Consider the following 23,817-nt stretch of genomic DNA (forward strand, 5'->3'; position numbering starts at 1 on the left):
CAGAGGACGCAGAGGTCGCAAAGGAAGAGGCAGCCGAGGGCGGCGACGGCACACGAGGATCGTGATCGCCGACATCGCGCGTGATCGGGTGATCGGAAGGCAGTTAATGAGCGTAAAGTACGTAAGCAAGAACCAAGGAGCGACCATGAGCCACGCACGGCAAATCGTCAGGCAACCGTTCTGGAGGAAGATGCAAAACGGCATCGCACAAGCGTCCATCTTGGCCCTGTTGATGGCAGCCGTCAACGTAGCGGCGCAGACGCAGGCGCAGACGCAGGCGGCGGACAACAAGGCCTGCAAGCTGCTCACTTCGGCTGAGCTGGAGCCGGTGACGGGCAAGCTGGCGCCGTTCAAGAGCGCGCTGGCCACGGCGGACTCGCAGATGTGCACAGCCAAGTCGCTCAAGGGCACGGTGATGCTGCGCTGGTCCAAGAGCAAGACCAAGCCGGGCGAGCCCAGTGCCGCAGCCAAGGGCGTGGAGGCAGCCAGGGACATGGGCGCCACGGTGGAAGTGAAGACCTTTGGGCCCATCACCTGCTCCACCATGGTCCCTCCGGCGAAAATGAACCAATACGGCTACAACACCACCTGCTCGGTGATCAAGGGCGACGCGGTGGCGGCGGTGGAGGTGGGCGCCCGCTTCCGAAAAGACATGGTGCCGATTGACAAGCTGCGTCCGCTGGCGGAAAAGCTGGCCGCGCGTTTTTGACGATGAAGTCAACTTTGTTGACGTACGGGCAATCCGGCGCTGACTTCCGCCACCTCTCCTCGGCCGACGCGCGGCGCATGGAGGCCGCCGAGGAACATGGCGCGCTGCGCTACGCGCAGGCCGTCGCGCCCCTGCACCCGGAGTGGGGGACGGCCTGGGAGGAATTTGCAGGCGGGCATCTGGTGTTTGTGCAGCGGATGTCGCCCGTCGGCCGCGCGCACGGGATGGGGTTCTGCGCAGCGACAAGCGGCAAAGCCAGGTTAGGTGCCAGAGGCCGAGCGGGCGGAAGGAAGTCGGAAGCGGGCGGCGAAGATAGCACTTACGTCGCGGCCCGAGACGCAGAGAAAAACGCAGCGCGCCAGCAGGCAACCGAAGCGGTTTGCAAAGTGAAGATTACGCCTGAGGCCATCGCCCACGTTGAAGACTTCTATTTCAGCCGCGAGGCCGACGCCCAGGTGGACGTTTGTCCGTACGCTGATCCGAGCCTGTTTGCAGCGCTCAACGAGCGCGGGTTCCAGGTGGCGGAGTTCAATCAGACACTGGCGCGCTGGATTTCGCCGGACGAAGAGCTCGTCCCGGCCAGCGATCTGCTCAAGAATGCTGGAGAACTGTCGAAGCTTGAGGTCCGCTCCATCGAGCCGGGCGAAGCCCAGGAGTGGTCGGCAATTTCCGCGCGCGTCTTCTTTGGCGACCAATGGCAGCAGTGGCAGGAGCTGTTCAAGCCCTGGGCCGGCGCTCCGGACTCCATGAACCTGGCGGCCTTCGCCGACGGCCAGATGGTGGGCATGGCCGGCGGGCTGGTGGTGCGCGAATATAATATGGCGGGTTTTTGGGGCGCGTCGGTGCTGCCGGAGTTCCGCGGACGCGGCATCCAGCGGGCCTTTCTGCAGGAGCGGCTGCGGCTGGCGCAACAGGCGGGCTGCGATCTGGCGGTCACGCTGACCCTGCCCGGCACCGCGTCGCAACGCAATGCCGAGCGTGCCGGCTTCCGTACGGCGTACACCAAGGTGGTGTGCATCAAACGTCATCCGGAGGGCAAGGGGGTATATGTTGAGGTGGGGTATTCGAAATAAGGGGCCGGTAGAGCGCAAAAAGGAAATAATCCAGGAAGATTTACCTGGGGGAGGCTTTTCTACCTGAAGATTCTCAGGGCACACGCTCAAAGACGGGAGCCACCCTGCGGTCTTCGTCCAGCTTCGTTTTACTTTTGGTACCGCGACATAAGTTTCTTCCCTTCTGGCGAAAGTAGGACTAAGCTGTACCACGAATATTTGCCCCCCTAAACGAGACTCGGACGAAGGAGACGAAAAATATGGGTTCTGCGCCAACACCTCAGTCAAGCTCCGGCATGCAAAACAACCTGGCGGCTGCGCTGTCGTACATCACAATTGTGGGGATCATCTTCTTGTTGATTGAGCCGTACAACAAGATCCGCTTCGTTCGCTTCCACGCTTTTCAATCTGTTTTCTTTGCGTGTGCCTGGTTTGTGTTTTGGATCGGCTGGTGGATCCTGTCCGCCATCCTCGCCGCCATGACCCACGGGGCAACGCTTTTCCTGACGTTCCCACTGTCCCTGCTGATTAGCCTTGGGTTCTTTGTCGGCTGGATCGTGTGCGTCGTCAAAGCTTACGGCAACCAGGAATTCAAGCTGCCCATCATTGGCGATCTCGCTGCCAAGCAGGCGGGCTAAGAACATCAGGCACGGCTCGGCCCATTGCGAGCTGCCATGCATATCAGGGGTTTCCTGCGCCTGTGGTCCTGACCATGACGGATTTGACTCGTTTCGTCCTTCAGGGCCATGGGCGGCAAGGGACCCTTTGGTTTCATCTCGATGACCCAGGTAGCAGCTGGCGATGCCTGGCTGAAATTTAAGTCGTCCGGGCCGGGTTGTTAGAGCTAGCCAGTTTCAGTTCTTGCCCTATCTGCCGATTTGACTGTCCCTTACCCGCTGGGCTAGCCTCAATGGTTGGCCTGCTGAATCTGCCTCCGTCAGTTGGCTCACCGCCTTGTTCCCCGGGTTACTTGCAAATCGCATGAAAGCTATTCGTAAATCATTGATTCTTAAGCTGCTTGTCCTCTGGATAGCGGCTGCATCGGCCGGCTCGGCAGACGGACTGCGGCCCGTCCACGCCAAAAAGGCGATCGTCGTCAGCGTGCATGAGGAAGCCAGCAAGGTCGGGGCGGACATCATGCTCCGCGGCGGCAACGCGGTGGATGCGGCCGTCGCTACGGGCTTTGCGCTGGCCGTGGTCCACCCTGCGGCGGGCAACATCGGCGGCGGGGGCTTCATGCTGGTCCGCATGGCCTCAGGGGAAGTCCACTTCCTGGACTATCGCGAGAAAGCGCCCCAGGCCGCCACGCGCGACATGTACCTGGACGCGCAAGGCAACGTGATCCCCAACGTCAGCCTGGTGGGATACAAATCCATCGGCGTGCCTGGCTCGGTTGGTGGACTGGTGTACGCGCAGTCCCGTTGGGGCAAGCTGCCGCTCAAGACCGTGATGGAACCCGCCATCCGCCTGGCGCGCGACGGCGTTCGCCTCACCTGGGAAGAGGCGCAGTCCATGCATAACCGCGAGCTGGCGCACTTTGCGGACTCCAAACGCATCTTCCAGCGCGACGGCAACTTCTATGAACCAGGCGAGCTTTTTCGCCAGCCTGAGTTGGCGCGCACCCTGGAGCGCATCGCCGCCCATCCGGACGACTTCTACAAAGGCGCGCTGGCCCGCGAGCTGGCCGATGAAGTCCAGCACGGCGGCGGCCTGATCACCGCAAAAGACCTGGCCGACTACGAGGTCAAAGAACGCCGCCCGATCCACGGGACGTATCGCGGTTACGAAATCTTTAGCGCACCCCCGCCCAGCTCCGGCGGCGTCACGCTGCTGGAGACGCTGAACATCCTGGAAGCCTACGACCTGGGCAAGATGGGCAACCGCTCCGCCGACGCGATTCACGTGACAGCAGAAGCTTTTCGCCGGGCGTTTTTCGACCGCGCAGAATTTCTGGGCGACCCTGACTTCGCCCAGATTCCCGTGGCCCAGTTGATTGACAAGAAATACGCCAACGCCTGGCGCGAGTCGCTGGACATGGCCCACGCAAGCGAGAGCAGCGCGCTACGCCGGCCTGCTATCTTCGGCGAGCTTGACCGCCAGGCGGCGCAGCATGCTCCTTACGCCGGCGCGGAAAAGCAGAACACCACGCACTACTCCGTGGTTGACCAGCAAGGCAACGCCGTGGCGGTGACCACCACGCTGAATGACGGTTTTGGCTCGGCGGTCACCGCCGGCAAACTCGGCTTCCTGCTCAACGACGAAATGGACGACTTCACCTCCAAGCCCGGCGTGCCCAACGGCTACGGGCTGATTCAGGGCGAAGCCAACGCCATCGCTCCGGGCAAACGCCCGCTCTCCGCCATGGCCCCGACCATCGTCCTCAAGGACGGCAAACTCTTTCTGGTGCTGGGCTCGCCCGGCGGGCCGCGCATCATCAGCACGGTGGCCAACATCCTGATGGGCGTAGCGGACTTTGGCCTGGACATTCAGCAGGCGGTGAACGCGCCGCGCTTCCATCATCAGTGGATGCCCGACGCAATCGTGCTGGAGAGAAACGGCATTTCGCCGGACACGCTCAGGATGCTGGAATCCCGCGGACACAAAATCAAATTGGAAGGCTACTGGAGTGACGGCGAATGCATCGCCGTTGATCCCAAATCCGGCGACCTGCTGGGCGCGCCTGACGGTCGCAATGGCGGAAAGGCGGTTGGCTTCTGATGCTGCGTGCCATGTCGAGTTACGTTTACATCAAGAAGCGGCTGCATCCCGGCCTGCTGGACACGTTCAAGCGCGGCGGCGCACAAGCGGTGGAGATCTTTGCCGCGCGCGGCCATTTCAACTACCACGAAAAAGAACACATCAAGGAACTGGCGGAATGGTTCAAGACCGAAGGCGTGGCGCTGAACTCCATGCACTCGCCCATTTACCTCAGCAATGATTTCCGTTCCGGCGCGCCTCCGCTGAACATCGCCGACCTGGAAAAGCCCAACCGCGTGGAAGCCATGGACGAAATCAAGCGCGCGGTGGAAGTCGCCGAATACCTGCCGTTCAGGTTTTTGGTCCAGCACATCGGCAAGACCGACGAATACGACGATCCCCGCAAATTCGAAGCCGCGCTCAGCTCCATTGAGCACTTGCGCGTATTTTGCCGCCAGTTGGGCGTGACGCTGCTGCTGGAAAACACCCCCAACGACCTGGCCACGCCGGAAAAGCTGAAAGAGTTGCTGCTGGCGCTGCATTATCCTGACCTGGGAATTTGTTTTGACACCGGGCACGCGCACATGATGTCCACGGTGCACCAGGCATGGGACCTGCTGGAAGCTCGCATCCACTCCACGCACGTGCATGACAACAAGCGTGACCGTGACGCCCATCTGTGGCCGGGCGAAGGCAACATTGACTGGGCCAATACCATGCAGGCGCTGCAGGCCGCGCCGCTGTCTCCGGCATTGGTGATGGAAATTGAAGGCGAAGACGGCGTGGACGTCGCCAAAAAGATGGCGGAAGCCTACAAGAAGCTGGAAGCAGCCGCAGTAGCCGCAGAATGAAGTATTTGGTGAACGTGATCCTGAGTCCCGTAAATGAGGGTGCGCCGTCGCCAGCACCCGAATAGGGACGAAGGACCTTGTGGTTGTTCCACTGCGATCGTGGCAACGCAAGGTCCCTCCGGCCTGCTCGGACGCTGATGACATCGCGCCCTCGCTTCACGGCCGTCGGGATGACGACGCTTACGAATCAAGACCAGAGACGAAAAATGGAAACCACACAAGCACCCGTCACCACCATCGCCGAACTGGGCAAGCATGACGGCCAGACCGTCACTCTGCGCGGCTGGCTGTACAACAAGCGTGAAAGCGGCAAGCTCATCTTTCCCATCTTCCGTGACGGCACCGGAGTGGTCCAGGGCGTGGTCCCCAAGAACCAGGTTGCGCCGGAAGTTTTTGACACGCTGCATGCCCTGACCGACGAATCCAGCGTGATCGTCACCGGCAAAGTGCGCGCCGATAAGCGCGCCCCCGGCGGCTTCGAGCTTGACGTCATCGGCGTGAAGGTTATCCAGCGCGTTCCGGAAGACGATCCGTTTCCCATCGCGCGCAAAGAGCACGGTATTGATTTCCTGATGGAAAACCGCCATCTCTGGATTCGGACGCCCCGGCAGGCCGCTATTCTCCGCATTCGCGCGGAAATCATACGCGCCGCGCGCGGGTACTTTGACGACCGCGGTTACACCCTGACTGACCCGCCCATCCTCACGCCGGCCGCGTGTGAAGGCACATCGACGTTATTCCCTGTGAAGTATTTTGAGGAAGACGCGTTCCTCACCCAATCCGGCCAGCTCTACATTGAAGCCACGGCCATGGCGCTGGGCAAGGTGTACTCGTTTGGTCCGACGTTCCGCGCGGAAAAATCCAAGACGCGCCGCCACCTGACCGAGTTCTGGATGGTGGAACCGGAAGTCGCCTACTTCGAACTGCATGACCTGATGGAGCTGGCGGAAAACTTCATCAGCCATCTGGTGCAGAGCGTGCTCGCCCATCGCCCGGACGATTTGAAGACCGTTGGCCGCGACCCGGCGAAGCTGGAAAACATCAAGCCGCCTTTCCCCCGCATCACCTATGACGAAGCCGTGAAAATGCTGCAGGAAGGCCACGCCAAAGGCCTGGTGGAGCACAAGTTCGAGTGGGGTGGAGATTTCGGCTCGCCTGACGAAACTTACTTGTCTTCGCAATTTGATAAGCCGGTGATGGTGCATCGCTACCCCACACAGGTAAAAGCGTTTTACATGGAGCCCGATCCGCAGCGTCCTGAGCTTGCGTTGTGCGTGGACGTGCTGGCGCCGGAAGGTTACGGCGAGATCATCGGCGGCTCGCAACGCATTGGCGACTACGAGCTCTTGCGCAAGCGGATTCAGGAACACAATCTGCCGGAAGAATCCTTCAAGTGGTATCTGGACTTGCGCAAGTACGGCGGCGTGCCGCACTCCGGATTTGGCATGGGCATTGAGCGCGCCGTCGCATGGATCTGCGGACTGGAGCACGTGCGCGAGACAATTCCTTTCGCCCGTACGCTGACGCGAATTTATCCCTAAACACTTTATCCTTTAGCACGAAGCGACAAATTTATGCCGGAAATGACAACGCCAACCGCCAACAAGACTGAGACCGCCAGGCCCGTGGTCGGGGACAATATTGCTCCCAAGAAGATCCGCATTTTAGGCGTGCCGCTGGACCTGGGCGCCTCCCGCCGCGGCGTGGACATGGGCCCTTCCGCGGTTCGCGTCGCCGGACTGGAAGCGCGTCTGGAAGCCCTGGGCCACATTGTTGAAGATGGCGGCAATGTGGCCGTGGCCATCGCCGAGCAGAAGAAAGAAGGCGATCCCCACGCCAAATATCTGAAAGAAATCACCGCTACCTGTACCAAACATGCGGACATGGTGGCCAAGACTTTGGAAACGGGGAAATTCCCTCTCAGCCTGGGTGGCGACCACTCCATGGCCGCGGGCACGGTGGCCGGCGTGGCGGAGTTTTACCGCCGCCAGAACCAGAAGATCGGCCTGATCTGGATTGACGCCCACGCCGACATCAACACCCCGGAGACCTCGCCCAGCGGCAACGTCCACGGCATGCCGCTGGCGGCGATTCTCGGGCTGGGCCCCGGCGATTTGAGCAACATCTGCGGGTTCTCTCCCAAAGTCCAGCCGGAGAATTGCGTGCTGATCGGCGTGCGCGACATTGACGCCCGCGAGAAAGAAAATATCAAGAAGACCGGCGTGGAAGTCTATACCATGCGCGATATTGACGAACGCGGCATGCGCACCATTACCGAAGAAGCCCTGCGCGTGGCCGGACGCGGCACCGCCGGATATCACGTGTCGCTGGACATGGACTGGATTGATCCGGAAGACGCGCCGGGCGTGGGCACTCCGGTGCGCGGCGGCGCCAGTTATCGCGAGGCCCACCTGGCCATGGAGATCATCGCCGACCACGGCCGCATGGTCAGCTTTGAAATCGTGGAGGTCAACCCGGTGATTGACGAACACAACCGTACCGCTGACCTGGCTGTGGAACTGGCGCTGTCAGCGTTTGGGAAGAAGATCCTGTAGCGGAAGTTTTTACCGCGGATTTACGCGGATGAACGCGGATAGCACGACAAAAACCTGGACGTAGAGACGTAGCACCGCTACGTCTCCCAGCGCCGCAAGAGGCTTGCGCGCCGCCTATGTTAAAGTCTTGATAGTTGAGCCTGGGGAGCAACACGATGCGCAAAACTTTGACCGCCGGTCTCTTGCTTCTGGTCGCGACCCTGGCTGGCTTTGCCCAAACGCAGGCCCCGCCCACGCGCGGTCCCTCCACCGCGGAAGAGCGCAAACGTTTCGTGGCCATCGCCCACAAGATGGAAGAGTCGCCATTGGATCCCGCACTGCGCAAAGAGCGCGACTGGGCGTTACGCTGGCTCATCGCCATCCCGGACATCACCGTGGACGCCTGCTACACCACTGAAATCCTCAAGGGCTTCGCCAACTCCCAGTACCGCTACATTGCGGAAGTCAACGGGCAGTATTCCTTCTCCATGGCGGTGTTCATGATCGAGCATCCCGACAAGGCGAAGGACGCAGCAGCCACCAACACCGCCGGGGCCGAAGGCGCGGTCAAGGCGTACCGGGCCATTCTGCGCAGCGACCCGGAGGCCCAGTCGCGGGTCCTTGAAGACCTCTCCGCCCGGCAGCGCGAAGGCAAGCTGGCCGACTTCGTGAAAGAAGCCACTAAACAACCCTGCAAGAACCCTGATTCCGGGGACGACAGCTCGTCGTAACGGCTCTTCCGTTTCACAAATTGAGCTGAAATCACTGCGCCTGCGCTGGTAGAATGCGGCGGTCTTGCACCATACGTCACTGAGGTAATCCATGTTCTGCGGGCGATGCGGACAACAGATTCCTGACGCTTCTGAACTTTGCCCGCTTTGCGGTCAGCCCGCGAGCATAAACCTCCCGCCTCCCAATCCGGACCAGCATGAGGCGATCGCGCCGGTCACGGCTCCGGTGAGCGCGCTGGTGGAGCAGCGGCCCATTGATCCTAAACTGAAGGGCGTTGGTGGATGGCTCTTGTTCTTCTGCGTAGTCATCACTATTCTGACCCCGCTGGGAGCGGTAAGAGAACTGGCCTTAGACGATTTGTTCTCCACGGAAAATCTTGTGGTGGTGGTGGTTGCGGTGTTTGGACTCGTCGTGGGACTCATTGTATGGAGCGCACAACGCCTGGCCATACCCCTGCTGAGGGCCTACTTTATCTTCATGGCGATCATTGCGGTCCTGGGCGTGGTTGGAGCGGTTGTTGAGATGCAAGGTGTGAAAGCCGAACCCGGCTCAACGGTGGATGGGAATTCTATGGTCGCGTTCGTCGCAAGTTTTCGGTCGTTGATATTCGTGCTGATCTGGGGCACTTACTTTCACAAGTCGGAGCGCGTGCGCGCCACCTTTGGGCGCAATTTGTGGGGCCGCACTGTGCCGCGCTTGGATCCATAGCTCCACGAGTTAATCATGTTCTGCGCGCGCTGCGGACAACAGATTCCGGACGCTTCTGAACTTTGCCCGCTTTGCGGACGTGAGGCGGTCCTGCATCTCCCGCCTTCCTCCCCCAGCGATCCGCTCGCAGCTCCGCACGCAAGCCCCCAGGTCCAACCCCGCGCCAGGGTTGCATTCGGCGGAGGCCCCATCGGCGTTGGCGGCTGGCTGCTGTTCTTCTGCATAACCATCACTATTCTCAGTCCCGTCGCAATCTTTAGCCAATCAGCCGCATTGATCCGGCGGCGCGGCCTGCAAACCAGCACAGGTACCCTAATTTACGTGGCCCGCGCGGCCTACGGCATCGTGGTGGGAATCTTTCTCTGGATGGGCCATCCTGTTGCGATGTTCCTGCTCCGCATCTACTTTGCCATTCTGAGCTTCTCAATCCTCATTGCGATTCTGTTTGTTGTGCTAGCGGGTTTACGTGGAGCAAACCCTGTAGCTATTTCTGAGTCCGCGGCGCCTGTTATGCAGCTGACGGCTTACGTGTTGATATGGGCTTCTTATTTCCTCAAATCCGTACGCGTGCGGAACACCTACGGCCGAAATCTCTAGCGCATATCGGGACAGGTTCCTTCGCCCTCTTTGCGTCCTTGGCGGTGAATATTTACATTAGTTCCTGATGAGCAAAACCAGGGTTGGTGTCCTTTTTGGCGGCCGCAGCGGCGAACATGAGGTTTCGTTGCTGTCTGCGGCCTCCGTTCTCAACGCAATCAATAAAGATAAATATGACGTGGTGCCGATCGGCATCACCAAGGAAGGCCGCTGGCTGGCTCCGGCACACGCGGAGCTGCTGTTGCGCGGAGAAACGTTGCGCGGAGAAGCGCCGCGTGGCGAGAAGCCCGGCGAGCATCCGGAAGCCTACTCACGCCACCTCCGCGCCGGCGACCCGGAAGCCACAACGTCCGCCGCTCTGCTGGCCAGAGGCGAAGCCGTGATCGTGCCGCCCTCGCCGCAAGCCCACGGGCTGTTTCCCTTCGAAAGCGCAGCCAAGGGCGGTGTCACAAGAGAAGAACAGGGCATCCAGGTGGATGTGATCTTCCCCGTGATGCACGGCACCTTCGGCGAAGACGGCACCATCCAGGGCCTGCTCGAACTGGCTGACATTCCCTACGTCGGCGCAGGGGTGCTCGGCTCTGCCGCCGGCATGGACAAGGACGTGATGAAGAAACTCTTCGCCGCCGCCGGACTGGCGATCGTCAAGCACGTCACGGTGCTGCGCGCGCAGTGGGAGAAAGAGCCGAAGAAAGTCATTAAAGAAATCGAAAAGAAGCTGAAGTATCCCGTGTTCGTCAAACCCGCTAACCTGGGGTCATCGGTGGGCATTTCCAAAGTACACGACCGCAAGGAGCTTGCGCCGGCCATGGACGAAGCGGCGCGCTACGATCGCAAGATCGTTATTGAAGAAGGCGTGGGCGGCAAGAAGCATAAAGCGCGCGAGCTGGAATGCTCAGTCCTGGGCAACGATGAGCCGCAGGCCTCCATCGTCGGTGAGATTGTGCCCGGAGCCGAGTTTTACAGCTATGACGCCAAGTATGTAGATGAAGGCTCCAAGCCGCTGATCCCGGCGCCCATCAGCAAGAAGCTCATGAAGCAGACGCAGGAGATGGCCATCCGTGCTTTTCAGGCAGTGGACTGCTCCGGCCTGGCCCGTGTGGACTTTCTGATGGACCCCAAATCAGGCCGAGTCTATTTGAATGAGATCAACACAATGCCCGGGTTTACCTCCATCAGCATGTATCCCAAGCTGTGGGCGGCGTCCGGCCTGGAGTACCCGGACCTGATTGACCGCCTGATCCAGCTGGCATTTGAGCGGTTTGAGGAAAAGAAGAAGAACCGGTACAGCAAGGCTTGACGTGAATTTCATTCTTATCCGTGGCTAGTCCCCAAGCACGGCTGACCAATGCCACTTCCCTGCGGAGTCCTTCTCAAACATCATCTCCAGCGGAAAAGGAGATTTCGCCGACGCGTGAAACCCAGGACGCCCCATGCAATAGGGTTTCTTGCACGGAGCTGCGTTAGCGACTGTAGCGTTTACCGCCGACTGCCAGAAATTCGGCCAGCCGATGATGGTGCTGATGTTTTTTAATGCCGTATCGCGGTCAATCAATCCGTCGAGCGCCCATTGAAATTTCGGGGACATCGTCTGCTTGAGCGCCGCCGGGTCGCGCTGTTTTACGACAGCGCGGAAGTGGGCGTAAAAGGCATCAAAATCGCTCTGGCCCGAGGGCTTGGTTTGCGGGATTGCTGAAACGGTTGCGATGCAGAGAATAGCCGCCAGACAAGCCGCCCGAGACATGATCCAGAGAGGGACCCTGGTTGTATTCAAGGGAGTTCTCCTGTTGTTGATAAGATGCAGACTTGCCTCATCCATTCCCTTGTCTCTCGGTGGACCCTCATGACTGGGGCATGGTTCAGGGCCAGTTGCGCTCTTAGCTTTTTACATGAAACTCACCTTTCTTCCTAGCTGTTTTGCCGCTGAGCTTCTGTCAAGCGCATTCTTAGACTGACTTTTTTCCAAGGTCCAAAACTCCATCTTCAGTCGAAGCCCCACATCTGCTATCCTCCTGCCCATGGCAAACCTTTCGTTGAATGGCCCAGGGAATGGCGCCGGCGGAACGTCCGGGGGGACCGGCGAATTTATCATCGGCTTCGTCATGGCATGCGTCGGCGGCTACCTGCTGTCCAACCAGGTGAGCATCGTGGGATCCTACTGGAACTTCTGGGGCACGAACTCTTTCGGCGTCACCCTGATCCCCATGCTGCTGGGCGTGGCCATTCTGTTTTTCAACGGCAAGAGCACCATTGGCTGGATTCTCACCGTGGGCGGAGCGCTGTTTATCCTGGCCGGCGTGATCGCCAACATGCATATCTACTTTCAGCAGACCAGCCTGTTCAATGTGATGGTGATGCTGATCCTGCTGGTCGGCGGGCTTGCGCTGATCGCCAAAGGCATCCGCCCGCACGAGAAGGCGCAGAGCGAGTAGCCGCCGTCGCAGATGAGCACGTCATGTTCAGTGAAGCGAATCAGCCCCATGCTGGCCGTGGCCAACATGGAGGAAACAATCGCCTTTTACCAGATGGTGCTTGGATTCACCATCACCCTGCAGTCGCCGAAGTATTCGATCGTGGAACGTGATGGCCAGACCATCCATTTCATGCAAGCCGCGTCAGAAGAAGTCATGCAGTGTGTCCGGGGACACGCGGAGATATACATTGAGTGCGTGGCATCCATTCTCTCTGGGAGCATGTGAAGACATTCCATGATCGCTACCGCATCAGGGACTTGTTTGACCGGGACTACGGGATGACGGAGTTCCACATTGACGATCCCAACCAGTGTCTGGTGTTTGTGGGTGAGAGAACCAGATAACGTGCCGGCCCGCTACCACCCCCCGTTTTCACTGGATTCGCAAGATTAGGGTAAAATCTAAGGTTCGCGTCAAAGAGGGCTCGCAGCAGCGGATTACCTTTGCTCAACGGGCCAATGTGAACGTTTTCTGGGCAGCGGGCGCGCTTGCGGCGCAGGCTTTGCCCGCAACGCTTCACCCTTCACAAAGATAACTTTCAGGAGAAGACTGACTCATGGCGATTCCAGCAACCCAGATGCGCCCGGGGATGATCATCAAGCACAACAATGACCTGCATTCGGTCTTCACCGTGGAGCATCGTACGCCGGGCAACTTGCGCGCGTTCATCCAGGCCAAGCTGCGCAACATCCGCACCGGCGCCATGTTTGAGCACCGCTTCCGCTCCGGCGACCCCATTGAAAAGGTCACGGTGGATGAAATCCCCATGGAGTACCTCTACCAGGACAACGACACCTACTGCTTCATGAACACCGAAAACTACGAGCAGACCCATTTGAATCGCGACGTTCTGGGCGACGCCGTGGATTACCTCACGCCCAACCTGCAGATCCGCGTGGAGTTCTATGACGGCAAAGCCGTGGGGATTGAGCTTCCGCAGACCGTGGTCCTCACCGTGGTGGAGACCGAGCCTGGACTCAAGGCGGCCACCGCGTCCAGCGTGACCAAGCCCGCCAAGACGGAAACCGGACTGATCGTCTATGTGCCGCCGTTCATCAATGAAGGCGAAAAGATCAAAGTGGACACCGCTGAAGGCGCGTATCTGTCGCGCGCATAGCCTGTGATGATTGCCCGCAGCTACATTGTTCGCGGCCGCGTACAGGGCGTAGGGTTCCGCTGGTTCGTGGACCATGAAGCCCGCCAGCTCGGCCTGGCCGGGTGGGTCCGCAACAATATTGACGGCACGGTGGAAGTGCTGGCGATGGGCAGCGCGGAGCAGCACGCGGCATTGCTTAGCAAATTGCAGCGCGGACCGCGGGCTGCGCGCGTGGACGAAGTCCAGCAGCTCCCGGCCGAACCCGTGGCCGGGCTCACAACTTTCCGCATTGAAGGAGCGTGGTAACCATGGCCCACAACTGTGAGCATCTCAAGAAACTTATTCGCGAGGTGCCGGACTTCCCCAAAAAGGGAATCCTTTTTTACGACATCACCACCCTGCTCAAAGACCGGGTCGGCTTTGCCACGCTCATTGACGCGCTCTCAGAGCACTACCTCAACGCCAAGATCGATACCGTCCTGGCCATCGAGGCCCGTGGATTTATTTTTGGCCCGGCGCTGGCTTATCGCCTGAACGCCGGCTTTGTGCCCATCCGCAAACCGGGCAAGCTGCCGGCGGAAACCGTGAAGTGGAGTTACGCCCTGGAATACGGCCAGGACACGCTGGAAATCCACAAAGACGCCATCCGGCCCGGACAGAAAGTCATTATCGTGGACGACTTGCTGGCTACCGGCGGCACCGCCAACGCCTGCGCGCAACTGGCCCGCTCCCTGGGCGCGGAGATCGCCGGCATGGGCTTTGTGGTGGAGCTGGACTTCCTCAACGGCCGCAGAAAGTTCGAAGGCACGGAAATTTTCTCGTTGCTGCATTATGACAAGTAACTGGGTGTTGGCCCCTCAACACTGATATGAACAGACGAACCCTTCTCGCTCACCGACATTGGTTTCTCTTGGCAACGCTCTTTTCCGTGGCCGCCTTCGGGGCTACGCAAGAATTGCCCAGCCCTCAGCAATTGGTCCAGGCGTCGAACAGCGCCACCGATCTCGCCGAGACTGGGCCCTATCGCCTGCAAGCCACGGTAGTGGTCTTTGAGTCGGGAAGAAAAGTAGGAACCGGCCACCTTACCCTTGACCGCGACGGCGACAACGTTCGCGAGGAAATGAGCTTTACCGATTACCAGGAAACCACGGTCATCACGGGCGGCAGGCTTTCTCTGGTGCGCAAGCCGGTGGTGCCTTTGCGCTTCGTGGAGCGGATACGCAAGCTTGACCGCCTTTGGATCATCACGCTGCCGGCTGCGGCCGTTGCCGGAGCAGCCAAGCAACAAACGGTGCACGACTCGCCCGCAATTTGCTTTGATCTGAAGCTGGACAAGCAATCGAGCATGCGCTCTTGCTTTGATCCAGCCAGCAAGTTGCTCATCAGCCATGAAACTAAAACCTTGGCAGACAGCCCTACGGTCCTGTTTTCCGACTACCAGCCGTTCGCCGGCAAGAAATATCCTGCAACAGTTCGCTCTCTCACTCATGCCGGGAAGCCGGTAGTTGAAGCACACGACATTACTTTGACGGCCATGCAGTTTGAGCCCGATCATTTCAAGCCCTTGCCCGGCGGCCTTGAGTACCGCACATGCCGTGATATGCAGCCACCCCGGGTGACCAGCACAGTGGAGCCACATTATCCTCCGTTGGCCCGCCAAGCTCACATCCAGGGTGTTGTCAGCATTCTGGCCATCATCGGGACTGACGGCAAACTAACGCCAACTGAGGTGCTGCGTGGGCATCCCATCCTGGCAAAGGCAAGTCTCGAAGCATTGCGGGAATGGAAATACGTCCCTGCCATGTGCCCTGACGGTCCGGTAGCAACGGAAACCGAGCTCCGGATCGAATTTCACATGATGTGACCGCCTGTGCAAAATCTGCTGGCTTGCGTCGCTCTAAAGATTTACACTCGTGCGCTGCTCCTGCGTATAGGGAAATCAGGGGCCACTGCCTATGAAAACCAAAATCTTCTTGTTCGCGATGGTGAGCGTCATCGTGTGCCTTTTCTTCGCGTCCATGAGCGCCGCCCAGGACGCCGACGCCCGCCAGTTGCTCCAGTCCGCCCATGATGTCTCCGGACTCGCCCCGCTGCTGCCCTATGAACTTCATGCCGTGGTGGTGATCAATCCTGGCGCGCCAAATCAGAAGAAAGGCCAGATCGTCATTTATCGCGACCAGGGCCGCTCGCGCACCGACCTGCAGGTGGAAGACTATCGCGAACTCAAGATCACCCTCGGCGGCAAGCTTTACGTCGCGCGCTCCACTCCCATGCCCATTCCCGGCCTGGGACACCTGGCGGAAACCGACCGCGCCTGGGACCGCATGGCCGAAGACGGCGACGCCAAGCTCAGCGACGTCTCCCACAAGAAGGTCCAGAACATCGCGGCCAATTGTTTTGAAGTGAAAGCCCTGGACAAGCACCGGTTATGTTTTGATCCGGCCCGAAAAGTCCTGCTGCAAAAGCTTGACCAGCACTTTGCCTGGGAGTTCTCTGACTACTCTGCGGTGAGCGGCAGCCAAAATTTGTTCCCGCACAAGATCACCGTACTGGTGGAGCTGGAGAAGTCTGAAAAACCGGTCGTGATCGTGCAGGAAATTGAAGTCCGTCATGTGCGATATCCCGACAACGCCTTTGCCGTGCCCGAGCACTCCCTGGAATTTGAGACCTGCGAAAACCTGCAACCCGCCAAGCCGCTGCAATCGCCGCACCCGGATTTTGGTCAGAGCGTGATCCGCAGAAATTTTGCCGCCGGTCAGGTGAATGTGTACGGCATTGTTGACAAGGAAGGAAAAGTCCAGAAGGTACAAGTGCTCTCTTCCGATGCGGACGTGCAGCAGGCCGTGCGCGAGGCCCTGAAGCAATGGCGCTACTCGCCCGCCATGTGCGGTCCAACTCCGGTGGCTACGGAACGCGAGATTCAGATTCCGTTCTTCGAGTTCGAAGGCCAGGCCAGCGGCCGACGTTCGCGATAAAGACCCGCCCATCGGCGGACAGAGTTCTTTCGGCGCATTGAAATCTGAGACGGCCCTCGGCCTAGAGCGGCTTCACTCCCAGAGCCCGGTCCAGATCGGCCACCTGGTACACTACGCCGTCTTTCACCACGGTTTTCACTTTGTAAATATCGCTGACGTGGGCTGCCGGATCGCCGTCCACCAGAATCACGTCGGCCAGTTTGCCGGGCGCGATGCTGCCCAGCTCTTTGTCGAGCTTCATGACCCGCGCCGCGCCCAGCGTGGCCAGTTGCAGGACTTTGGGAGCGGGAATGCCCGCCGCTTCGTACAGCACCAGTTCGCGATGCAACGAAAACCCGGCGAGCGAATCCGTGCCGGCGACAATGGGAATTCCGGCATCGTAAAACGCCTTGGCCATCTTCAGCATCTGCTGGAAGGAATCTTTGTAGCGCTGGTCCTGGCCCTCAGGAGCAGCTAGGCCGCCGTACAGGAATCCGCGGCGAATCTGCGCCGGCATGCGGTCCGCCACCGTGGCATAACTTGCGGATATAACACCCGGCCGGCTCGTGAGCATGTTTTCGAAAACCATCAGCGTGGGATCCACCACCGTCTTGTGTTCCTGCAGCAGGCGAATGAAAGCCTTGACCTGCGCGGACGCCGGATCAATCTCCGCGCCGTGCGCCGCCACCTCCGTAAAGCGCGCGGGCGTGCGCGTATCTTTCACCTGCGGCATAAAGTTGAGGAAGACAAAATTCATGTGCTGCATTTCGTCAGCGCCGGCGCGGACGAACTGCTCCGCAATCATGCCCGAAGGAACATGGCCGCTGAGCTGCATCCCATGGTCGTGCGCCATCTGGGCGATCTTCGGCACCAACTCCGGCTTGAGCGAGCTATAGACCTTGATCTGCACGTAGCCCAGGCGCGCGTAGTTGTCCACGGCCTTTTTGGCTTCTTCTTCGTTGTCGGCAAAAACTTTGGTGGGGCCCTGGTACGGGCCGCGGCCGTCAATAAAACCGGCCATCACCACGCGCGGACCAATCTCCGTGCCCTGGCTGAAGCGTTCGCGCAGCTTGAGCGGCGCATCAGTGTCATTGGCCAGATCGCGGACGGAGGTGACTCCGGCGGCCATGTGCAGCAGCCCGTCATTGGGCTGGATGTGCACGTGCATGTCCCACAGCCCCGGCATCAGGGTCTTGCCGGCGGCGTCAATCACTTCAGCATTTTTCGGGATGGCCACTTTGCCGTCAGCGCCCGCGGCGGCGATCCTGTTGCCGGTAATCACCACCGTGCTGTTGAGGCGTGACTGCGCGGTTTCCGAGTCAAAGAGCCTGGCGTGCGTGAAGACCAGCGCTCCCTCAGGTTTGTGCGACAGAGTGCGGGCCAGCTCTCCGGAGCGGTCTTCCTGCAGCTTGTCCTGGGCTTTGAGCAGCGGCTCCACCACAGACTCAAAACCTTCCGGAACAAGTGACGACCAGGAGGCGATGCTGGCGTAGAGCTTGCCGTCATCAATCAGCCAGAAGGGATAGGGCGTAAAATCCAGGCCGCTGATTTCGTACAGCGTGAAGGTGTGCGGCTTGCCGCCGGCTTCCAGCTTCATCTCGCTGCGCTTCTGCAGTGTTGCCTGGCCCGAAGGCAGCAGTGGCAGCGACTGTCCCGGAGCGCGCAGCAGGGCACGCACCATCTGCGCGCCGTCCTCCGGCGTGCCGGAGAGCGAAACATAGTAGGCCCCGCCGGCGGCCTGCTTCTCACCCTGCTCTGAGCGGTTCTTCCACGCGGCTTTGCCCTGGGCCACAGAAAAATGCTCTTCCACCTGGGCCTTCATGTAGTCGTTGCCGGTATTGTCCATGGCCGCCAACACGCCGCTCTTGTCCAGGACGATATGCGAGTTGATGCTGGGGCCGCGGCCGCGATCGTTGAACTCAAAGTGGACCTGCAGGCTGCCGTCGGCGTTGACGGTGGTGGTCTGGAACCCGGCGTTGGTGCCCTGCAGTATCAGCACGTAGCGATAGGTCTTCGCGGCATCATCAGCATGCATTGCACCACATTGCGCGTGGGTATGGCAGAAAGGCATCAGCAAGAACAGAATGGCAAGCTTTTTCATGAGGGACATCAACTCCTGGGCCTTCATTTCCAAGGCGCTCAATTTCAAGTATTTTAGACCGCCGCTTCCGGCGAAGGTCATCGCCCAAACACGCGGGTCATCCGTAGGGGTACATGATGAAGAACATCAGTGACAAGGCGGTCAGTATCCACATCCCCGGTTTGATCTGGCGGACCTCGCCTTTCACCAGCTTGAGCAGCGGATAGAGCACAAACCCCGCGGTGATGCCCACGCCAATGTTGAAGGTGAAGCACATCAGCGTGACCACGGCAAACGCCGGGATGGACTCCGAATAATCTTTGAAATCAATGCGGGTGATGGGCTCCAGCATGAACAGGCCGACGATGATCATGGCCGGCCCGTAGGCCTGCGCCGGGATCGCGCTGACAAACGGCGCAAAGAACAACGTCAAGGCAAAGCACAGCGCCGTGACCAGCGAAGTCAGGCCGGTGCGTCCGCCGGCCTCAATCCCCGTGGCTGACTCCACATACGCGCCGGAGGTGGTGGTCCCAATGAGCGGGGCCAGGGTGGTGGTCACGGCATCCACCAGCATGGGACGCTCGATCTGCGGCAGCCGGCCTTCCTTATCGAGAAACCCGGCGCGTGCGGAAAGCCCAATCAACGTTCCCATGGTGTCCACAAAGGCCATGATAAAGACTGTAAGCACCACGGGAAACGCCGCCCAAGTCAGCGCGCCGCGCAGGTCCACCTGGAACAAGATCGGCTTCAAGCTGGGCGGAAGGCTGAGCAGATGCACGGGCGTGGGCGCAGTTTTTGCAACGAAGGCAACAATGGCCGTGACCACAATCCCCAGTAGGATCGCGCCCGGAACCTTTCTCACCACCAGCGCGGCCACCAGCAGAAACCCGAAGATGGCCACCAGCACCGGCGCCGAAGTAAGATGCCCGGACCGCACGGGAGCTCCGGCAACGCCCAACGCCACAATGCCCGTCTGGTTCAGCCCGATGAAAGTCAGGAACAGTCCAATCCCCACGGCAAAGCTGTAGCGCAGAGATAAGGGCACCGCATCCACGATCCACTGGCGCAGGCCCAGCAGAGTGAGCACAACAAAGAGCACACCTGCGATCAGGATTGCGCCCAGCGCGGTCTGCCACTTGAAGCCCAGTTGCAGGCACACGGTGAAGGCGATGAACGCGTTCTCGCCCATGTACGGGGCAATCGCGAACGGACGGTTAGCGTACAGAGCCATGAACGTGCATCCGAACACTGCGGCGGCGATGGTCGCCACAAAGCTCGCGTCCACGGGGATTCCCGCATTGCCCAGAATCTTGGGGTTGACCACCACGATGTAAGACATCGTGGTAAACGTGGTCAGCCCAGCTATCACTTCACACGGAATGCTGGTGCCGTACTTCTCCAGTTGGAAGAACGACTTCACGGCGTTCATTCTCGGTGGGCCCTCGGTTTCAAAGTTCCATCCAGAAAAGCGACATAGCCGCAGATCAGGCGATAGGTGTCATAAAAATTGTCGGGTCGGAACTGCCTGGCGATTTCGCCTTCCAGATGGGCGTGGGTCATGGAATGGATGGTAATCTGCGGCACGTTGCGCGCAGCGAACGGCTGGGAGTCGGTGGCGCCTGCAGCTTCGATATCAATCTGGCTGCCCGCCAGCTTGAGCGCGTACATGGTGACCACCAGCGCGTGGACCAGGTCTTTGTCAGAATGCGACGTCCAGACCTTGGTGGGCGAAAAGCCGAGCGCGTCCAGGTTGACCATGGCGTCCACGCGGTCCAGTTCAGCGCGGTCCAGGTGCGCGGCAAAAAACTCGGCTCCGGCCGGTTCGTTTCCATGATCGGCAAACGCCACAAACACGATGGTGTGATGGCGCGGCCTGGCGCGCAAAGATTCAAACAGGCTGGGAAGCAACGTGGCAGCTCTCCAGTTGTCCGCGGGCCGTTGGACTGATGACGCGCTTTCATAGTGAGCGCCCACAATAATGGTCCGGCCGGTCTCGCCCGGCAGCCGGCAGATGATGTTGGGGGCGTCCGCGTCCGCTAATTTCTGCTCGCTGAGCCAGTCGTTTCTGCATCCGGAAGCAGCAAACATGGCTTTAAGCCGGGCGGTGCGCTGCTGGTTGCCGGAGGGCGCTCCGTCCGCCTGCCGCAGCACTTCCGCCTTGGGTGCTGGAGTAAAAGCAATCTTCTGCGCCAGGCACCGCGCACCCGCAGCGAAAATGAATATTGAGAGGACCACCCCGCGCATGGTCTGGCTATCTTACACGGGTTCGACGGCAATCTTGCCGTCCTGCCGCGTCAGATGGGCCCAGGGAACTTCCGGGTCATGTGTGAACATGGTGAGCCACTGTTCGGGGATGGCCCGCGCGTAGTATTTCTTGCGATTTTCAATGGCCTCAAGCGGATAAAGGTCATAGGCCATCACCCACGTGGGCTCCAGGTGCCAGGTGGTGGGAATCAAGTCCGAGATGTAACAAGCCGTCTTGCCGCCGCTGCGCAGGAAGACCGCCCACATGTTGCGCGTGTGTCCGGGCCAGATCTCCACGGAAATCCCGGGGACAATCTCCTGCTCTTTCTCCGCGCTGAGCAGCGTCATCTGGCCGCTGCGAATCAGGGGATCGTAATTGTCACTGATGTAGCTAATGCGGTCGCGCTCCAATTGCAGCGATCCGTGCTCCCACTCGCCTTTGGGCGCGTAGTATTTGGCGTTAGGAAAGTTGGCGACGGCCACGCCGTCTTTGTACACCGTGTTCCATCCGCAATGATCAAAGTGCAGATGCGAGTTGATGACCACGTCAATTTCTTCCGGCCTGGCGCCTGAAGCCTGCAAGCTCTCCATCAGCTTCAGCTCCGGCAGGAAGATGCCTTTCAACTTGTCCGATAGTTTGCTGCCGATGCCGGTTTCAATAAGAACCGTCTGCTTGCCGGTGCGCACTAGGACGGAATTGCAGTTCACCTTGATGCGGTTGAGGTCGTCAGGCTTTACCTTGCGCTGCCACATGGTCTTGGGGACCACGCCGAAGAAAGCGCCGCCATCGCCAACGTACGTTCCGTCAGACAGCGCGGTCAGCTCAAACTCACCCAGCTTGAAAGTCGCGGGCTTCACTACTGCGTTGCCCCCAGCAGCTCACGGCGGAAATGATCACGAATCCGGGTGAACAGGTGCACGCGCGCCTCGCGCCCGCCAATGCCGTGGGTCTTGCGCGGGTAGAGTTGCAGATCAAACTGTTTTCCGGCGTTGATGAACGCGTTGATCATCTGCATGGTGTTCTGCATGTGTACGTTGTCGTCACTGGTGCCGTGCACCTCCAGCAGATGGCCATGGAGTTTGGCGGCGTGGTTGATGGGCGAACTTTTCTTGTAGGCGTCAGCGTTCGCCGGAACCAGGCCGCCGTAACGCTCCGTGTAGATGGAATCGTAGTCGGTCCAGTCGGTCACCGGGGCCACGGAGACGCCGGCTTTGAAGCGGTCAGAGTGGGTCATGGCATTGAGCGTCATGTAGCCGCCGTAACTCCATCCCCACCAGCCCAGGCGGGAGCCGTCAAGCTGCGGAAACTTGGCCAGCGCCTGGTCAATGGCCGCGAGCTGGTCTTTCAATTCAATTTCGCCGAAGTTGTGCCGCAGCACGGTGGCGAACTTGCGTCCGCGCGAGCCCATGCCGCGATTGTCCACCACCAGCACGGCAATGCCGTCGCGCATGAGGATTTCATTGAAAAACATACCGGGCCCGCCCCAGGCATTGCGCACGCTTTGGCCGTGCGGACCGCCGTAAGGATTGTTGAGCAGCGGAATTTTCTTGCCCGCGCTATTGGCGGGCAGATAGATCATCCCGCGCAGCACGGTGCCGTCGTCGGCCTTGAAGTCCACAAACTGCGGCGACGTCAAATGGAGCCCGTCAATGCTCTTGGATTTCCAGATGGAGTCGCAGGCGCCGCCCATCTTGCAATAAGAAAGCTGCGGCGGGGTCATGACTGCCGAGAACGAATCCACGTAATTCTTCGCGTCCGGCGACACGTTGACGCCGTGCGTCCCGGGCTGCGCTTTGGTGATAATCGCAAACCCGGAGCCATCCATCTTGACGCTGCACAGGTGGCGCTCGCGATCGTCACCCGCGTTGGTGTTCAGGTAGAGCGTGCCAGTGCTTTCCTCCATGCCGTCAATGCCAAAGACTTCAAAGTCGCCCTTGGTGATCTGGTTGACCAGTTTGGCGTCCGCCCCCAGGGGATTGGCCTTGTCGAAGGAGTAAAGATAAAGATGCGTGTGGCCATCACGCCAGCTCGACCAGATGAAGCGTCCGCTAGGGCCCAGCATCTTGAAGTTTGCGTCAATTTCAATCCAGGCGTCGTCTTTCTCGCTCAGCACCAGGCGCGACTTGCCGCTGGCCGCGTCAATGAAGTACAGCTCAAGCTGGTCCTGCGCGCGATTGAGCAGCATGGCCCAGATCACGCCGTCACGCACCCAGCCAAAACGCGGAATGTAGCTGTCTTGGTTGTCGGTGAGATGGATCCACTTTACATCACCACCCGCGGCGCTCACCACGCCCAATTGGACTTCAGGATTGGGATCGCCGACTTTCGGATATTTTTCCTGATAGACCGAAGGGTGTTGCGGGATGAAATCGGTAATCGGATACGTTGGCACCTTGGTTTCATTCATCTGCAGAAAAACGATCTTACTGGAGTCAGGCGACCAGAAGTAATTGCTACGGACTTCAAGCTCTTCCTTGTATACCCAGTCCACTTCGCCGTTGAGGACGTTTTCGTCGGAATCGTTGGTGAGAACCTTTTCTGCCGCTCCATCCACCGGCCGGACGACCAGATTGTGCTTGCGGATGTAGGCCAGCTGCTTGCCGTCTGACGAGAACTTGGGATCGCCCACGGAATCACCCTGCGCGCTCAGCGCCGTGGCCGTACCCGCAGCCAGGTTGTAATACCAGAGTTGGCCGTTGGAATCGAAGAGGATGTGCTGCGAATCCGGCGCCCAGTGATATCCAGCGACGCCATAGCGGGCGCGGTTGTCACGCGCGCGATCGTCTTTCGTGGTGCTGGCAGCAGGAGTGAGCGACGCAATTTTCTCCGCCGGCACCAACACTGCGGCTTTGCCCGTGGCCGCGTCAATCGCGAAGAGGTCGGCCTTGTCCACACCGCCTTCACCGCCCTGCTGGTGGACCATGTAGGAGACGCGCCTGCTGTCCGGGCTCCAGCGGACGGTGTCCGGACTGCGGCCGGTAAAGCCGTTGGAGGAATAAATGGATTCAATGGTCAGCTCTTGCGCGCGCCCCGCCGTCAGGGCGAAGGTCAACAGGAACGCGGAAAAGACAAGCCTCTTCACAGGGAA

24 protein-coding genes are annotated in these 23,817 nt (G+C 59.8%); 18 read left to right on the plus strand and 6 right to left on the minus strand.

What is annotated here, in order from left to right:
- Positions 1-145 precede the first annotated feature (145 nt).
- The 11 genes from LAO20_12095 (at position 146) to LAO20_12145 (ending at position 11,180) form a co-directional block, all read left to right on the plus strand.
- Positions 146-709: a hypothetical protein gene (locus LAO20_12095; GenBank protein ID MBZ5532164.1), complete on the plus strand. Its 564-nt coding sequence runs from the start codon at positions 146-148 to the stop codon at positions 707-709.
- A 2-nt stretch (positions 710-711) separates the two neighbouring features.
- Positions 712-1,782, plus strand: a complete 1,071-nt coding sequence (locus tag LAO20_12100) for a GNAT family N-acetyltransferase (GenBank protein MBZ5532165.1) — start codon at positions 712-714, stop codon at positions 1,780-1,782.
- Positions 1,783-2,021: 239 nt separating this feature from the next.
- Positions 2,022-2,399, plus strand: a complete 378-nt coding sequence (locus tag LAO20_12105) for a hypothetical protein (protein MBZ5532166.1) — start codon at positions 2,022-2,024, stop codon at positions 2,397-2,399.
- A gap of 343 nt (positions 2,400-2,742) precedes the next feature.
- Positions 2,743-4,479: a gamma-glutamyltransferase gene (gene ggt, locus LAO20_12110; GenBank protein ID MBZ5532167.1), complete on the plus strand. Its 1,737-nt coding sequence runs from the start codon at positions 2,743-2,745 to the stop codon at positions 4,477-4,479.
- A complete protein-coding gene (locus LAO20_12115; GenBank protein ID MBZ5532168.1) occupies positions 4,479-5,309 on the plus strand; it encodes a sugar phosphate isomerase/epimerase in 831 nt (276 codons plus the stop codon). The genes ggt and LAO20_12115 overlap by 1 nt, the downstream gene beginning before the upstream one ends.
- A gap of 206 nt (positions 5,310-5,515) precedes the next feature.
- Positions 5,516-6,850 carry an asparagine--tRNA ligase gene (gene asnS, locus LAO20_12120; GenBank protein ID MBZ5532169.1) on the plus strand — a complete coding sequence of 445 codons (1,335 nt, stop codon included), beginning with the start codon at positions 5,516-5,518 and terminating at the stop codon, positions 6,848-6,850.
- Positions 6,851-6,892: 42 nt separating this feature from the next.
- Entirely contained in the window at positions 6,893-7,864 is a 972-nt protein-coding gene (rocF, locus tag LAO20_12125) for an arginase (GenBank protein ID MBZ5532170.1), read from the plus strand.
- A gap of 155 nt (positions 7,865-8,019) precedes the next feature.
- Positions 8,020-8,574, plus strand: coding sequence for a hypothetical protein (locus LAO20_12130; GenBank protein MBZ5532171.1), 555 nt, complete (start codon positions 8,020-8,022; stop codon positions 8,572-8,574).
- 91 nt (positions 8,575-8,665) lie between these two features.
- Positions 8,666-9,283, plus strand: a complete 618-nt coding sequence (locus LAO20_12135) for a hypothetical protein (GenBank protein MBZ5532172.1) — start codon at positions 8,666-8,668, stop codon at positions 9,281-9,283.
- A gap of 15 nt (positions 9,284-9,298) precedes the next feature.
- Entirely contained in the window at positions 9,299-9,880 is a 582-nt protein-coding gene (locus tag LAO20_12140) for a DUF2569 family protein (protein ID MBZ5532173.1), read from the plus strand.
- A gap of 67 nt (positions 9,881-9,947) precedes the next feature.
- Positions 9,948-11,180, plus strand: a complete 1,233-nt coding sequence (locus LAO20_12145) for a D-alanine--D-alanine ligase (GenBank protein MBZ5532174.1) — start codon at positions 9,948-9,950, stop codon at positions 11,178-11,180.
- Between the two features lie 24 nt (positions 11,181-11,204).
- On the opposite strand, the gene LAO20_12150 is transcribed toward LAO20_12145, so the two are convergent.
- Positions 11,205-11,699, minus strand: a complete 495-nt coding sequence (locus tag LAO20_12150) for a hypothetical protein (protein MBZ5532175.1) — start codon at positions 11,697-11,699, stop codon at positions 11,205-11,207.
- A 199-nt stretch (positions 11,700-11,898) separates the two neighbouring features.
- On the opposite strand from LAO20_12150, the gene LAO20_12155 reads away from it, so the two are divergent.
- From LAO20_12155 to LAO20_12185, 7 genes are all read left to right on the plus strand, one after another.
- The gene (locus LAO20_12155) at positions 11,899-12,312 is read left to right on the plus strand and encodes a hypothetical protein (GenBank protein ID MBZ5532176.1); all 414 of its coding nucleotides are present in this window, start codon (positions 11,899-11,901) and stop codon (positions 12,310-12,312) included.
- 30 nt (positions 12,313-12,342) lie between these two features.
- Complete coding sequence (locus tag LAO20_12160; protein MBZ5532177.1) at positions 12,343-12,579, plus strand: VOC family protein; 237 nt, start codon at positions 12,343-12,345, stop codon at positions 12,577-12,579.
- 331 nt (positions 12,580-12,910) lie between these two features.
- On the plus strand, positions 12,911-13,471 hold the full coding sequence (gene efp, locus LAO20_12165; protein ID MBZ5532178.1) for an elongation factor P: 561 nt from the start codon (positions 12,911-12,913) through the stop codon (positions 13,469-13,471).
- Positions 13,472-13,477: 6 nt separating this feature from the next.
- Positions 13,478-13,756, plus strand: coding sequence for an acylphosphatase (locus LAO20_12170; protein ID MBZ5532179.1), 279 nt, complete (start codon positions 13,478-13,480; stop codon positions 13,754-13,756).
- Positions 13,757-13,758: 2 nt separating this feature from the next.
- On the plus strand, positions 13,759-14,292 hold the full coding sequence (locus LAO20_12175) for an adenine phosphoribosyltransferase (GenBank protein MBZ5532180.1): 534 nt from the start codon (positions 13,759-13,761) through the stop codon (positions 14,290-14,292).
- Positions 14,293-14,360: 68 nt separating this feature from the next.
- Positions 14,361-15,314, plus strand: coding sequence for an energy transducer TonB (locus LAO20_12180; protein MBZ5532181.1), 954 nt, complete (start codon positions 14,361-14,363; stop codon positions 15,312-15,314).
- A gap of 91 nt (positions 15,315-15,405) precedes the next feature.
- Positions 15,406-16,425 (plus strand): energy transducer TonB, encoded by a 1,020-nt coding sequence (locus LAO20_12185; GenBank protein ID MBZ5532182.1) that lies wholly within the window; start codon positions 15,406-15,408, stop codon positions 16,423-16,425.
- A 61-nt stretch (positions 16,426-16,486) separates the two neighbouring features.
- On the opposite strand, the gene LAO20_12190 is transcribed toward LAO20_12185, so the two are convergent.
- The 5 genes from LAO20_12190 to LAO20_12210 form a co-directional block, all read right to left on the minus strand.
- Entirely contained in the window at positions 16,487-18,505 is a 2,019-nt protein-coding gene (locus tag LAO20_12190; protein MBZ5532183.1) for an amidohydrolase family protein, read from the minus strand.
- 97 nt (positions 18,506-18,602) lie between these two features.
- Complete coding sequence (locus LAO20_12195; GenBank protein MBZ5532184.1) at positions 18,603-19,913, minus strand: NCS2 family permease; 1,311 nt, start codon at positions 19,911-19,913, stop codon at positions 18,603-18,605.
- Positions 19,910-20,728, minus strand: coding sequence for a M28 family peptidase (locus tag LAO20_12200; protein ID MBZ5532185.1), 819 nt, complete (start codon positions 20,726-20,728; stop codon positions 19,910-19,912). The genes LAO20_12195 and LAO20_12200 overlap by 4 nt, the downstream gene beginning before the upstream one ends.
- A gap of 12 nt (positions 20,729-20,740) precedes the next feature.
- Complete coding sequence (locus LAO20_12205) at positions 20,741-21,481, minus strand: MBL fold metallo-hydrolase (protein ID MBZ5532186.1); 741 nt, start codon at positions 21,479-21,481, stop codon at positions 20,741-20,743.
- A gap of 104 nt (positions 21,482-21,585) precedes the next feature.
- Positions 21,586-23,811, minus strand: coding sequence for an alpha/beta fold hydrolase (locus LAO20_12210; GenBank protein MBZ5532187.1), 2,226 nt, complete (start codon positions 23,809-23,811; stop codon positions 21,586-21,588).
- Positions 23,812-23,817 lie beyond the last annotated feature (6 nt).

Source organism: Terriglobia bacterium, assembly GCA_020072815.1.
GTDB lineage: Bacteria > Acidobacteriota > Terriglobia > Terriglobales > Acidobacteriaceae > Angelobacter.

Coding starts and splice junctions, on each gene's coding strand:
- LAO20_12095 (MBZ5532164.1), top strand. CDS start 146: ATGAGCCACGCACGGCAAATCGTCAGGCAACCGTTCTGGAGGAAGATG.
- LAO20_12100 (MBZ5532165.1), top strand. CDS start 712: ATGAAGTCAACTTTGTTGACGTACGGGCAATCCGGCGCTGACTTCCGC.
- LAO20_12105 (MBZ5532166.1), top strand. CDS start 2,022: ATGGGTTCTGCGCCAACACCTCAGTCAAGCTCCGGCATGCAAAACAAC.
- ggt (MBZ5532167.1), top strand. CDS start 2,743: ATGAAAGCTATTCGTAAATCATTGATTCTTAAGCTGCTTGTCCTCTGG.
- LAO20_12115 (MBZ5532168.1), top strand. CDS start 4,479: ATGCTGCGTGCCATGTCGAGTTACGTTTACATCAAGAAGCGGCTGCAT.
- asnS (MBZ5532169.1), top strand. CDS start 5,516: ATGGAAACCACACAAGCACCCGTCACCACCATCGCCGAACTGGGCAAG.
- rocF (MBZ5532170.1), top strand. CDS start 6,893: ATGACAACGCCAACCGCCAACAAGACTGAGACCGCCAGGCCCGTGGTC.
- LAO20_12130 (MBZ5532171.1), top strand. CDS start 8,020: ATGCGCAAAACTTTGACCGCCGGTCTCTTGCTTCTGGTCGCGACCCTG.
- LAO20_12135 (MBZ5532172.1), top strand. CDS start 8,666: ATGTTCTGCGGGCGATGCGGACAACAGATTCCTGACGCTTCTGAACTT.
- LAO20_12140 (MBZ5532173.1), top strand. CDS start 9,299: ATGTTCTGCGCGCGCTGCGGACAACAGATTCCGGACGCTTCTGAACTT.
- LAO20_12145 (MBZ5532174.1), top strand. CDS start 9,948: ATGAGCAAAACCAGGGTTGGTGTCCTTTTTGGCGGCCGCAGCGGCGAA.
- LAO20_12150 (MBZ5532175.1), bottom strand. CDS start 11,699: ATGGATGAGGCAAGTCTGCATCTTATCAACAACAGGAGAACTCCCTTG.
- LAO20_12155 (MBZ5532176.1), top strand. CDS start 11,899: ATGGCAAACCTTTCGTTGAATGGCCCAGGGAATGGCGCCGGCGGAACG.
- efp (MBZ5532178.1), top strand. CDS start 12,911: ATGGCGATTCCAGCAACCCAGATGCGCCCGGGGATGATCATCAAGCAC.
- LAO20_12170 (MBZ5532179.1), top strand. CDS start 13,478: ATGATTGCCCGCAGCTACATTGTTCGCGGCCGCGTACAGGGCGTAGGG.
- LAO20_12175 (MBZ5532180.1), top strand. CDS start 13,759: ATGGCCCACAACTGTGAGCATCTCAAGAAACTTATTCGCGAGGTGCCG.
- LAO20_12185 (MBZ5532182.1), top strand. CDS start 15,406: ATGAAAACCAAAATCTTCTTGTTCGCGATGGTGAGCGTCATCGTGTGC.
- LAO20_12190 (MBZ5532183.1), bottom strand. CDS start 18,505: ATGAAAAAGCTTGCCATTCTGTTCTTGCTGATGCCTTTCTGCCATACC.
- LAO20_12195 (MBZ5532184.1), bottom strand. CDS start 19,913: ATGAACGCCGTGAAGTCGTTCTTCCAACTGGAGAAGTACGGCACCAGC.
- LAO20_12200 (MBZ5532185.1), bottom strand. CDS start 20,728: ATGCGCGGGGTGGTCCTCTCAATATTCATTTTCGCTGCGGGTGCGCGG.
- LAO20_12205 (MBZ5532186.1), bottom strand. CDS start 21,481: ATGTGGCAGCGCAAGGTAAAGCCTGACGACCTCAACCGCATCAAGGTG.